10 protein-coding genes are annotated in these 12453 nt (G+C 55.5%); 3 read left to right on the top strand and 7 right to left on the bottom strand.

The window, feature by feature from the left end; all coding sequences use genetic code 11:
* Nucleotides 1–12: 12 nt before the first annotated feature.
* Both sbmA and GM298_RS10650 read right to left on the bottom strand, forming a co-directional pair.
* Complete coding sequence (gene sbmA / locus GM298_RS10655) at nucleotides 13–1233, bottom strand: peptide antibiotic transporter SbmA (RefSeq protein WP_095449276.1); 1221 nt, start codon at nucleotides 1231–1233, stop codon at nucleotides 13–15.
* 114 nt (nucleotides 1234–1347) lie between these two features.
* On the bottom strand, nucleotides 1348–1881 hold the full coding sequence (locus tag GM298_RS10650) for a cysteine hydrolase family protein (protein ID WP_266154093.1): 534 nt from the start codon (nucleotides 1879–1881) through the stop codon (nucleotides 1348–1350).
* A gap of 203 nt (nucleotides 1882–2084) precedes the next feature.
* Between GM298_RS10650 and ampH the strand changes: the two genes are divergently transcribed.
* The gene (gene ampH, locus GM298_RS10645; RefSeq protein ID WP_045285196.1) at nucleotides 2085–3245 is read left to right on the top strand and encodes a D-alanyl-D-alanine-carboxypeptidase/endopeptidase AmpH; all 1161 of its coding nucleotides are present in this window, start codon (nucleotides 2085–2087) and stop codon (nucleotides 3243–3245) included.
* Nucleotides 3246–3247: 2 nt separating this feature from the next.
* On the opposite strand, the gene GM298_RS10640 is transcribed toward ampH, so the two are convergent.
* Both GM298_RS10640 and GM298_RS10635 read right to left on the bottom strand, forming a co-directional pair.
* Entirely contained in the window at nucleotides 3248–3871 is a 624-nt protein-coding gene (locus GM298_RS10640) for a helix-turn-helix domain-containing protein (RefSeq protein ID WP_266154092.1), read from the bottom strand.
* 93 nt (nucleotides 3872–3964) lie between these two features.
* On the bottom strand, nucleotides 3965–6739 hold the full coding sequence (locus GM298_RS10635) for an autotransporter outer membrane beta-barrel domain-containing protein (RefSeq protein ID WP_266154091.1): 2775 nt from the start codon (nucleotides 6737–6739) through the stop codon (nucleotides 3965–3967).
* Nucleotides 6740–7171: 432 nt separating this feature from the next.
* On the opposite strand from GM298_RS10635, the gene hemB reads away from it, so the two are divergent.
* Entirely contained in the window at nucleotides 7172–8146 is a 975-nt protein-coding gene (gene hemB / locus GM298_RS10630) for a porphobilinogen synthase (protein WP_266154090.1), read from the top strand.
* Nucleotides 8147–8218: 72 nt separating this feature from the next.
* Nucleotides 8219–9943 carry a lysophospholipid acyltransferase family protein gene (locus tag GM298_RS10625; protein ID WP_025756234.1) on the top strand — a complete coding sequence of 575 codons (1725 nt, stop codon included), beginning with the start codon at nucleotides 8219–8221 and terminating at the stop codon, nucleotides 9941–9943.
* 69 nt (nucleotides 9944–10012) lie between these two features.
* Here GM298_RS10625 and tauD read toward each other — a convergent pair whose 3' ends face one another.
* Genes tauD through tauB form a run of 3 tightly spaced genes read right to left on the bottom strand, consistent with a single transcriptional unit; the run spans nucleotide 10013 to nucleotide 12452 of the window.
* A complete protein-coding gene (gene tauD / locus GM298_RS10620) occupies nucleotides 10013–10864 on the bottom strand; it encodes a taurine dioxygenase (protein ID WP_266154089.1) in 852 nt (283 codons plus the stop codon).
* On the bottom strand, nucleotides 10861–11688 hold the full coding sequence (gene tauC / locus GM298_RS10615) for a taurine ABC transporter permease TauC (RefSeq protein ID WP_266154088.1): 828 nt from the start codon (nucleotides 11686–11688) through the stop codon (nucleotides 10861–10863). Before tauC ends, tauD begins: the two co-directional genes overlap by 4 nt.
* Nucleotides 11685–12452, bottom strand: coding sequence for a taurine ABC transporter ATP-binding subunit (tauB, locus tag GM298_RS10610; RefSeq protein ID WP_262784048.1), 768 nt, complete (start codon nucleotides 12450–12452; stop codon nucleotides 11685–11687). Before tauB ends, tauC begins: the two co-directional genes overlap by 4 nt.
* Nucleotide 12453 lies beyond the last annotated feature (1 nt).

Raw genomic sequence — 12453 nt, 5'->3', positions numbered from 1 at the left:
CAACTCCCTGTATTAGCTAAACGTATTGGTCACTTCCTGCAGGTCACGATCGTCCAGCTCGCGTTCAAAGCTGCGCAGACGTTTGTAGATGGACATCAACTCTACCAGCGTGGTCCAGGAGCTGATCAGGTACTGGAACGACCCACGAACCTGACCGAAAACGTTGGTGATCTGCGTCATCAGACCGAGCGTAATCGTACCCGCAACAATCGACGGGAACAGCAGGAACAAACCGAAAACGTTATCCACCTGCAGATACAAAATACGGGCTATGTTGAAATACATATAGTGGAAGTAGAGTCGGAAGTAGTTACGGCGTACGGCGCCAAACAGCTCGCGGACGGTCGGCGGCGAGGCGCGGTTGGCATCATCTTCACCGTAAACCAGCTCTTTACGGTAAGCGGCTTCCACGCGTTGATTTTTAAACTCCAGACCCGGCAGTTTGATCCCCACCACCGCCAGCAGGCCCGTCCCCATCAGCGACCAGACGATCGCGGCAATCACCAGACCATACGGCAGATGACCAACAATCGGCAGATCCGGCACGTGCGCCGAGAGCGTTACCAGCACGGGCAGGAAAGCAATCAGCGTCATGATGGCATTGATAAAGCTGACCCCCATGTCTTCAAGGGTGGAGGCGAAACGCATGGTGTCTTCCTGCACACGCTGCGCGGCGCCTTCGATATGGCGCAGGTGCTGCCAGTGCGCCATGTAATGTTCGTTCATAGCGGTACGCCAGCGGAAAACGTAGTGGCTGACGAAAAAGTTGTTCATCACGCCAATGACCACCGCAATAAGAGCGATACCGAGGAAGATCCCCACTTCATGGTAGAACTGGTTGATGGTTACCTTATGCGGTGAACTCAGGGCAGTCTGGATCAAATCGTAGAACGGCGCATACCAGGCGTTCACCGCCACGCCCACTTCCACGAGGAACCAGGTCACAAAGATAATCAGCGATGTGCCGAGAATTGACCAGTACTGCCAGCGGTGCGGAGAATAAACAAACCAGAACAGCGCAAACAGCCCCACACATACCATGTAATAGGCGTAAAACAGCAGGTAGCTCAGCGACCAGAAGCGCGCGGCGCTAATCGGTACTTCGCCCGTCGCGCCGGTAATGCGAGCCAGCCACGCGCCGCCGCCCGCCTGCCAGAAAATGACAGCGATCAGTGCCCAAATAAATGCCGACAGGAAAAAAGGCCCCGGCTTTGGGAAAAAAGACTTAAACATAATGCTTCCTTCTTGTTGTTATGGCTGTTGCTGTGTACAACACATCACCACACGAAAATCTGCCTGAGCCAGTCTCCCGACGCAGGCAAAAAGGTCAGACCCAGGGGTTGATAATTAGTTCGCTTTCCAGTTTTCGAGAATTGTTTCGGTGCGTTTCACCGCGAGAGGATTCTCCGGCGCAATGAAGTTGCGCCAGACGTCGTTATGGTGGTTGATCAGGATCTGTGCTTCTGCAGCCGGGCGGTTGGATGTGGTATGGGCATCCTCTGCGACGGTGATGTGATACCCGCGACTGACGCCGTTCTTGATTGTCGCGTCAACACAATAATCCGTGGCGCAGCCGCAGATCACAAACTCGCGAATGCCCTGCTCACGCAGCAGCGTCTCAAGCCCGGTGTTGTAGAAGGCGTGACAGGCGGTCTTCGTCACGTAAAACGCGCCGGCTGGCTGGTCCAGCTCGGGAAGCAGGGCAAACCCTTCGCTCCCCTCCTCCAGCCCACCCTCTTCCGTGTGCTGAATAAAGATGACGGTATCGGCCGCCTGCGTAAGCTGGTTGATACGCGAAACACATTTTTCTCGCTGAAGACGAGGGGTCTCAAATACCCCTTGCTGCATATCGACAACCATCACCACACGCTTCTCAGACATACCGTTCTCCGTAAAATTGAGTGACACTGGTGCCTATCATAAGCCCGATGTCACAAAATGGGAGATGGCTCCTGAGTAAATTGTTTATATTTACCCATGGTTACGTTTTTCTCGCTATGTTATGTAATTCGGGGCATTGCGCGACACCGATTAGTAGTATAAATACCCATTACTTTCCTCATTCACTTCATGGATGCTCTTCGTTGAAACGTTGTCTGCTCTTTTTTGCCGCGCTGTGTGCGGTGAGCTTTTCTACCGCCCAGGCAGCCCAACCGCTGACGGCGCCGGTTTTAGCTTCTGATATTGCCGATCGCTACGCGAATCTAATCTATTACGGCAGCGGCGCGACCGGGATGGCGTTGGTCGTGATCGACGGCAACCAGCGAGTGTTCCGCAGCTTTGGCGAAACGCGCCCGGGTAATAACGTTCGCCCGCAGCTGGATTCCGTTATCCGCATCGCGTCCTTAACCAAGCTGATGACCAGCGAAATGCTGGTGAAACTCCTCGACCAGGGCGTGGTGAAGCTCGACGACCCGCTCAGCAAATATGCGCCCCCGGGCGCGCGGGTACCGACGTATCAGGGGACACCGATCCGGCTGGTGAACCTTGCCACCCATACCAGTGCCCTGCCGCGTGAGCAGCCAGGCGGCGCGGCGCATCGTGACGTCTTTGTCTGGCCTACGCGCGACCAGCGCTGGAGTTACCTGAGTACCGCCACGCTGAAGGTGGCGCCGGGTTCGCAGGCCTCTTATTCAAACCTGGCGTTTGACCTGCTGGCAGATGCCCTCTCTACGGCGGCCGGCAAACCCTACCCTCAGCTGTTTGAAGAGCAGATCACCCGACCGTTGGGGATGAAAGACACCACCTTTACCCCTTCCCCGGATCAGTGCCGTCGTCTGATGGTGGCCGAGAAAGGCGCAAGCCCCTGTAATAACACGCTGGCTGCCGTAGGCAGCGGTGGGGTGTATTCCACCCCTGGTGATATGATGCGCTGGATGCAGCAGTTCCTCTCCTCGGATTTCTACACTCGCAACAGCCAGGCCGACCGAATGCAGACCCTGATTTATCAGCGTACGCAGTTGAACCGCGTCATCGGGATGGACGTGCCGGGTAAAGCCGATGCCCTCGGCCTGGGCTGGGTCTATATGGCGCCGAAAAATGGCCGTCCGGGCATTATCCAAAAAACGGGCGGCGGCGGTGGCTTCATTACCTATATGGCAATGATCCCACAGTCAAACGTAGGGGCGTTCGTGGTGGTCACCCGCTCGCCGCATACGCGTTTCGTCAATATGAGTGACGGTATTAATAATTTAGTGGCTGAACTGAGCGCCAATAAAGCCCAGGTGCTCACCGCGTCGAACTGATCTTAATACTCCATGGGCAAGCGGTTGATGCTAACCAGCTTGCCCCGGCTCATGTTGATGTAGTTTCCTTGCCGAAGCGCGGCGAGAACCTCTGCCACCACCGAGCGCGAAATTCGGGTGCTTTGTTGAATATGATTCATTACACCTATTTTTGAGCGCAGCGTTTCATCCCACTCGGCCATATTCAGCAGCATGGCGCGGATCTGGTGGTAGGAATTATTTCCCACCAGTTGCATATCGCGTTTCGCAAGAAGGTAATTTATCCACGATAACCAACTGAAGGCCTCTTTCCAGAGCGCATTCTGTTGTATGAGTTGCCGGGTGGTGTCAGTCGATAAATAAAATCCCGTGCAGGGTGTTTTGGCGACCACGTTGTATTTCTGGCAATGTTTAATCATCACGGTGGACAGGCCAAAAATAAATGGCGCTTTTGCGATACCCACCAGCAATTCATCAGAATGACGATAAATATCCATTATACCGGTTTGTAATACGATCGTGCGGGGCTCATTACACTCACCGGATAGAATGAATTGTTGTGGCGCAGATTGAAAAGGGGTACTGGCTGCTATCAGACACTGTTCGAGCCGGCTTAATTCAGCAAGTGGTTTCGCATTAACGTTCATGCAGACCTCAAGACATCCGTATTTGTCGGTTCAATATTATTTTTTATTTTTATCGATAAAAAAGCGGGGGATAATTTCCCCCGCTGACAGACATTACCAGGTATATTTCACGCCCACACTGGCGCCCCAGTTCTGGTCAACGTCGCCGCCGCCCAGATAAGTGGCATCCGTGTAAGCACTGAAGTTCTTCGTAAAGCTGAACTGTGTCCCCAGTCCCACGCGCACAGCGGAACCTTCTACGCCGTTATTGATGCTGTCACCGTTAATATCAGCATTGTTATCAGCGTCATCATAGACCCAGGCCAGTTTGAAGTATGGCGTCAGAGCCTGCTCACCGCCGTAGTTGAAGGTGTATCCCGCATCAATGCCGAGTTCATAACGCAGGCTATCGTAAGATTGCCCGTCAACGCGCATGTCGTTACTCAGACGGTAATCATCACCCGACTGGAACAGGCCCGAGACGGCAGCGTATGGCGTCAGGTAGCCAGACAGGTTGGGTTTCCAGTCATAGCCCAGTTTCATTCCAAAGCCGACCGCATCTGTCGTGGTATTACCGTCCACGTACTGACCGTTGCTCATAGTTGCGGAAAGATCATTATTGAAACGGGTATAGCTCAGGGAGCTGTCGAGGAACACATCGTTCGCAAACTTCGCTGAGGCATAGATCATCGCCGTCTGGCTATCCTGATCAACCTGACCGGTACGATCGCTGATATCCCCCTTCGCGAACCCTGCCGCACCACCGACGATCCACTTCGCGTTATTACCGTCGATCTGCGTATCCAGACCCACCATAATGCCGCTGACGTCCTGATCGTAGCGGATAACGCCGTTGTCACCGTCGACGTTGCCGCCAAAGTAGCTCACCCACGCCCCACCGTTATCCGCCAGGCCGTGACGGCTGTTGGTCAGACGCGTCCCTACGGTATCCTGCTGCAGGTTCCAGATGTTGGTATTAGCAGAAGGAATGCTCAGCGCCATATTGGCGTAGTCGGTCAGCTCTTTCTGCTGCAGAACGACGGTATCCCCCTGCTGCTTCGCCTGGTAGGTATAAGCGCCTAAATCGGCTTTGTTGGCGGCAGTGAAGCTGGCTGCCGTATCCGCGTTATTGTCATAGACACGGACGATCTCTCGGTTTTTGTAATCGGCAACGGAACCGGCCCCCGTCGCATCGTCGATACGCACCTTGTAGTTGCCTGCGACATCACCGTTCACCGCCAGATGGCCGTCAGAATTCAGCGCCACAACACCATAGTCGTACTCGGCTTTGTGCGTATCGTTAGTGATATAGCGTGCGTTGTTCAGATCGCTGTTCAGCACGTAATCACGGCTGGCTACGTTCAGCACACCGCCATCGGTCAGTACCATATTGTGCGTATCAACCTGACCCAGTCCCAGTGCCAGCTCAGCACCGTTATCGACGGTGATGGTGTTGGCATACAGCTCAGCCGTTTCTTCCGTCAGTGCCGCACGGCTATAGCTGTCCAGATACAGATGGTCGGTCGCCACGCCACCGCTGTCGCCCACGTTCAATGATGAGCCATTGGTCAGGGTGATGGTATCCGCCAGCAGGCCAGAATTTTCAACATTCACCTGCGACTGGTGGTTTACCTTCAACGTATCGATATTCGACTGCTTACGGGTATCCCACTCAGAGCCGTTATCCAGCGTGACGTTAAACAGACCGCTCTGATAAACATCCTCCCCGGCAACGTGACCGTTGCTGTCGTAGGTGGAATCCGGCCAGATACTGTTCGGAGAGAGCGCTCGCCAGTCAACGTTGCTGTATCCCTGGCCATACATTTGTGACGTACCGATGGCCTCAACGCTGGACTGCGCAGCACCCACCCATTTGCTGCCGTTGGTCAGCGTGACATCCAGTTTATCGGTGCCATCCCAGCCGTTGGTGGTTGGGTTATACACGCCGTCTGCGGTGGTATCGGTTGCCGGATCCCCATTCTCGTAGAAGTTATTGTCGAAGGTGCTGGAGAAGAGAATATCGCCCGTCACGGTGGAGTGATCAAACGTCGCGGTCGTTTGCATCGCGTTGTCAGACGCACCGGCAGCAACGATCAGCGCCGCGTCGTCTGCCGCGGTGGCATTATTTTCACCATAATCACTCGGCTTCGCCGTCTGGCCGTAGAACCCGCTGGTGCCCAGATCGCTATAGGCGCCAGATGTCAGAACAGAGTCTTTTACCACCAGGGTATTGGTGAAAACATGGCTATTATTCGCCACGCCTTCAACGCCGTCATACGGGGTGTTATCCGGTTGTTGATAACCCTGCGTCAGCGTAATACCGGCAACGTGAGAGTTATTCTGGATAACAATATCCGATTCCACATCCAGGGTAATCGCATTGCCCAGCCCGTAGATATCCAGTGAGTGGGTATCGGTGTTATCGCCGTTTACAACATCGTAAGCATAATGCTCATAGGCGTCGTTAATGGTGGAGTGATCAACCGTCAGGCTAAAACGATCGTATTGCGTATGGGTTGTACCATCCGGATCCACACCATTATCACAGGTTGTGGTCATACACTTCGAAGTAATCATGCCATTAATGGTGCTGTTGGAAATGCTTAACGCATTTGCCCGACCATTAATACCATCGTCCAGATAATACGTTGAAATAACGCCATTCACGGTGGATTTATTAATCACCGGATAAATATCACCGTCATGACTGTCACCGGCGTAATCCCAGTCAGCATACCCATAATACCAGGGTGTCGTCACGGTATTATCATATCCAAAAGTATTATATGTCGTGTCGGAAATATCTTTCGCATTGGCCTGAGAAGCGATAGCCAGGGTACAGGCTAATGCAAGTTGAGATACAACCAGTTTCTTTTTCCATGTTTGCATTGGGTCATCCCTCCTCAGGGACGTAAGCAAGTTTGTCCATCAAATCATTTGGCAATATTTTATTGCGCAGCGAATTATGCATTTTCATTTCGAAAAGGTTCAATGAATGATTCAATTAAGTCCGGATACAGACAAACAGCATCAAAAACGCGTAAACAAACACGACAAAACAGTCACCTGGGAAATAAACACCCTAAGCACAGGGAATATTTTAAAGAATAAGAAATCATTATTTATGATATATTTATTTCAATACAGAAATTTCACAAATACTTCACGCCGTTAAAAACCGCGCTTTTCGCGTTATATAAAGTTATCGCCTGAAACATCGCAGAACGCATTTCGCATTAACAAAAAGCCCACTTTCGTAAAACCACAGCCGCCACTTTGATGTACACTAGCCCTCTTTGTTCCACAAACATCAGGCATACCATGACCGATTTAATTGCACGCCCCCGCCGCCTGCGCAAGTCACCTGCACTGCGCGCCATGTTTGAAGAGACAACCCTGACCTTAAACGATCTGGTGTTGCCGATTTTTGTCGAAGAAGAGATTGATGACTACAAGGCCATCGAAGCCATGCCTGGCGTGATGCGCATTCCTGAGAAGCATCTGGCGCGTGCAATCGAACGCATCGCCAACGCGGGGATCCGCTCGGTGATGACCTTCGGCATCTCCCACCATACCGACGCGACCGGCAGCGACGCGTGGAAAGAGGATGGCCTCGTCGCCCGCATGTCGCGTATCTGCAAAGAGACCGTGCCGGAAATGGTGGTGATGTCCGACACCTGCTTCTGCGAATATACCTCCCACGGCCACTGCGGCGTGCTGTGCGATCATGGCGTAGATAACGATGCCACCCTGTTGAACCTGGGCAAGCAGGCTGTCGTCGCGGCCGCTGCAGGTGCCGATTTCATCGCTCCTTCTGCCGCGATGGACGGACAGGTTCAGGCAATTCGCCAGGCTCTGGATGCGGCGGGCTTTACCGACACCGCCATCATGTCCTACTCCACCAAATTTGCCTCTTCCTTCTACGGCCCGTTCCGTGAAGCTGCCGGTACCGCGCTGAAGGGCGATCGTAAAACTTATCAGATGAACCCGCTGAACCGTCGGGAAGCGATCCGCGAATCCCTGCTTGATGAAGCCCAGGGTGCTGATTGCCTGATGGTGAAACCGGCTGGCGCGTATCTGGATATTCTGCGCGACATCCGCGAGCGTACCGAGCTGCCGCTGGGCGCTTACCAGGTCAGCGGTGAGTATGCGATGATCAAGTTCGCCGCGCTGGCGGGTGCAATTGACGAAGAGAAAGTGATCCTGGAAAGCCTGGGGGCGATCAAACGCGCGGGTGCGGATCTGATCTTCAGCTACTTCGCACTGGATCTGGCCGAGAAAAAAATCCTCCGCTAATCTTCACCAAACTGCAATACAATCGACATCTCCTCCTTCTACTGTCTGGGCAAGACGGCAGGAGGAGTGACCATGTTTAGCCTCGATAGCGTTCTCGACGATCTTTGGCCTCAGGCGAGGCCTGCACCCTGGCAAAAAAGTCTGTTAAAAAGACTGTTTTACGAAGACGAATTTCAGCAGTTTGCCGCCGCCCACCGCCACCTGAAAGGGCTGGATATGGTGGAGCAGGTTCTGGAACACCTTGATATCGTCTGCACCATTTCCGCCCGCGACCTCGAACAAATCCCCGAACATGGCCCGCTGGTCATTATTGCCAACCACCCGACAGGGACGCTGGACGGGCTGGCGTTGCTGTATGCCGTTTCCCGCGTGCGGCGCGACGTTAAAGTCGTCACTAACCGGATGCTGACCCACCTTGAGCCCCTCAGCTCGCTGTTTATTCCGGTGGACAATATGGGCGGCAGGACGGCGAAAACGTCTCTGGTGCAGATGGAACAGCATCTGCAAAATGCGGGCGTGCTGATCTTCTTCCCGGCGGGCGAAGTCTCTCGCCCCACGCGCAAAGGCATTCGCGATAAAAAATGGCACCCAGGATTTATCAAACTCGCCGGCAAGCTGCGCGTCCCGCTGCTTCCGGTACATATTCAGGCCCACAACAGCCTGCTCTTTTATGCCAGCACGCTGCTCTCCCCAACGCTGTCGATGCTGCTGCTGATGCAACAGATGTTTCGCCGCCGTCACAGCCAGCTGCCGATAAAAATCGGCCAGCAGATTGCGTGGCATCACTGGCATAGCGCCACCCTTTCGTCGCGTGAGATGGCCGAGCAGTGTCGTCAGCACGTGATGCGTCTTGGCAAGGGAGTGCCTGGCATCTTTAAAACCCAGTGCGCCATTGCCCGTCCGGAAGATCGTGCCACCCTGAAACGCGCGCTGGCGCAGGCCGAATGTCTGGGCAAAACCAGTGACGGTAAAACCATCTATCTTTGGCAGCGCAACGGTCAGGAAGATGCCCCGCTGCTGCGCGAACTGGGCCGTCTGCGGGAGATTGCTTTTCGCGCGGTGGAGGAAGGGAGCGGTAAACGTCGGGACACTGACCGTTACGATGATGATTATCTGCACCTGATCCTCTGGGATGATGAGGATCTGGAGATCGTCGGCGCATATCGCTTTATGCCGACCGCCAGCCAGGTTGAACGTCGCGGTCTGGAAGGGTTGTACAGCTACAGCCTGTTCCACTACGACGATAAAATGCAGGACGTGCTGGAACACGGCATTGAGCTGGGGCGCAGCTTTATTCAGCCGCGCTACTGGGGTCGCCGCGGTCTGGATTATTTATGGTCCGGCATTGGGGCTTACCTGGCGCGCTATCCGCACTATCGCTACCTGTTTGGCCCGGTCTCCATTTCCGGCGGCTTACCGCCTGCCGCGCGGGATCTGCTGGTGGCCTTTTACCGCCTGTGGTTTCCGGCGACGCATCCGCTCGCCGCGTCACGTCAGCCTTACCCGGCCTCCCTGCCGGACGTTCTGGCGCAGTTTGGCGGCGTGGATTACGTGGACGATCTGACGAAGCTGAAATCCCTGCTCGGCAATCTTGGCTGCGGAATTCCGCCACTCTACAAGCAGTATTCCGAGCTTTGCGAACCCGGCGGCGTGCAGTTTATTGATTTTGGCAGCGACCCGTCGTTCAACGACTGCGTCGACGGGCTGGTGCTGGTGGATTTGTGTTATCTCAAGGCGAACCGCTATCAGCGGTATATTGAGGCGCATTTAATACCCTCACCCCAGCCCTCTCCCTAAAAGGGAGAGGGTGAAAACCGCACATGGCAGTCCCCTCCCCCCTTTGGGGAGAGGGTTAGGGTGAGGGGATCAAGATGCACGGTAAAACGGTTTATCCCCTAAAATCGTCGCCCGCTGCATAATCCGCCGCTGGGGCAGATAGTCTGCATTGGCATAGTGCTGCGTCACGCGGTTATCCCAGATTGCCAGATCGTTCTCCTGCCAGCGCCAGCGCACCTGGAACTCCGGTTTGGTGATATGCGCGAACAGGAAACTTAACAGCGCCTCACTCTCTTTTTCCGTCACGTCCACAATGCGCGTCGTGAACCCTTCGTTCACAAACAGCGCCTGCTTGCCCGTGACCGGATGGGTGCGCACCACCGGGTGCAGCAGCGGTGGATGTTTCGCAACCGCCTCCTGCCAGCGCTGATGTTCCGCCTCGGTTTTCCGGTACTTGTATTCCGGGAACGACTTTTTGAAGTCATGCTCCGCCCGCAGGCCGATCAGCAACGTCCGGAACGGTGCCGACAGCGCCTCATAAGCCGCGATACCGCTGGTCCACAGCGTATCGCCTCCCGTTTCCGGCAGCTGCTTCGCCGCCAGAATCGCCCCGGCCGGTGGCGTCTCGATAAAGGTCACATCGGTATGCCAGTTATCGTTATCCGGCGGGTTATCGTTGTGGGTATCCAGGACGATAATCTCCTCTACCCCTTCGGCATGCGGATAAACCGGATGAATATGCAGATCGCCAAAGCGCAGGGCCAGCGCACGCTGCTGCTGCGGGGTGATCGCCTGCTCGCGCAGGAATACAACCTGATGGCGCAGCACCGCATGGTACAACTGCTCGAACTGGTTATCGCTCAGGGGACGGGTTACATCCAGGCCCGACACCTGCGCGCCAATAAACGGCCCCAGTGGGGTAATGGTCAGACGTTCACTCATTGTATTTCTCCATGCCAGGGCGTCAGACGGCGCTGTAACGCGCGCAGCCCCAGTTCTAATCCGAAGGCAATCACGGCGATCACCGCGATCCCTGCCAGCACCACGTCAGTCGCCAGAAACTCTCCCGCCGACTGCACCATAAACCCTAATCCCCGCGTGGCGGCGATCAGCTCAGCCGCCACCAGCGTTGACCAGCCCACGCCAAGTCCAATGCGTAACCCGGTTAAAATCTCCGGCAGCGCGCCCGGTAAAATCACGAACAGCAGCACCTGCGTTCGGCTGGCACCCAGCGACTGCGCCGCGCGGATCCTTACCTGCTGGGCGCTTTTCACCCCCGCCAGAGCGGACATGGCAACCGGGGCAAAAATCGCCAGATAGATCAGCAGGATCTTTGACGTTTCACCAATACCAAACCAGATCACCATCAGCGGCAGATACGCCAGCGGCGGCACCGGGCGGTAAAGCTCAATCAGCGGGTCAAGAATGCCGCGCACCATCGGGCTTAACCCCATCGCGATGCCGACCGGAATACCCAGCACCACCGCCGCCAGCAGCGCCACCAGAATGCGCGTCAGGCTTGCACCGAGATGCTGCCAGAGCGTGGCATCCATAAAGCCCTGCGGCCCGGCGATGGTAATCAGTTTGGCCAGCACCTGTCCCGGCGGCGGCAGGAACAGCGGGCTGACCCACGCCTGCGCGGCAACCAGCCACCACACCGCGAGTAACGCCAGCAACGTCCCCATGCTGAGCGTGATCTGGCGGGAGAACGGCCAGCGTAAGCTGAGGCGCGTGCGGCGCGTTTTTTCACTAAAGACAATGCTCATGAGAAAGCCTCCCGTTGGTCAAACACGCGGCTTAAGACGTATTCACGCTGTTCAATAAACAGCGGATCGGATTTGATGCTGCGCACGGGTTCCCCCGCAACGTAGCGGCGGGCAAAATCCAGCGGTAAGCGCTCCCGCACGCGACCCGGCCCCGGTGATAGCAGCACCAGTTCGGTGGCCATAAATACCGCCTCTTCAATATCATGGGTGATCAGCAGCACCTGCTTGCCCGTTTCATGCCACAGGCGTAAAAGCAGGGTTTGCATCTGTTCCCGGGTGAACGCATCCAGCGCGCCGAACGGTTCATCCAGCAGTAACAGCTGCGGGTTGGCCGCCAGCGCGCGGGCAATGCCGACCCGCTGGCGCTGGCCGCCGGAAAGCTGCCAGATAAACCGCTTTTCGGCCCCTTCGAGCCCCACCTTTTTCAGCATCTCCCGCGCGATAGCCAGCCTTTTTTCACGACTGACGCCCGCAAGCTGCAGCCCAAATGCCACGTTTTCCTGCACGTTGCGCCACGGAAGCAGGCCTTCGTTCTGGAAGACCACGCCGCGCTCGGCGCCCGGGCCTTCCACCTTTTTGCCTTCCAGTTGAATGGTGCCATGCTGATACGGAACAAACCCGGCGATCAGATTCAGCAGCGTGGTTTTCCCGCACCCGGACGGACCCAGCACCACCAGCAACTCCCCGCTGTCCAGCGTCAGGTTGATCTCTTCTAACGCGGGTTTACCACCGTAATCGGCAGACAGATTTGTAATATTCAGCATG

The organism is Enterobacter sp. HSTU-ASh6 (assembly GCF_026319105.1).
GTDB lineage: Bacteria > Pseudomonadota > Gammaproteobacteria > Enterobacterales > Enterobacteriaceae > Enterobacter > Enterobacter sichuanensis.
This window is presented reverse-complemented; position numbering and strand designations above follow the sequence as displayed.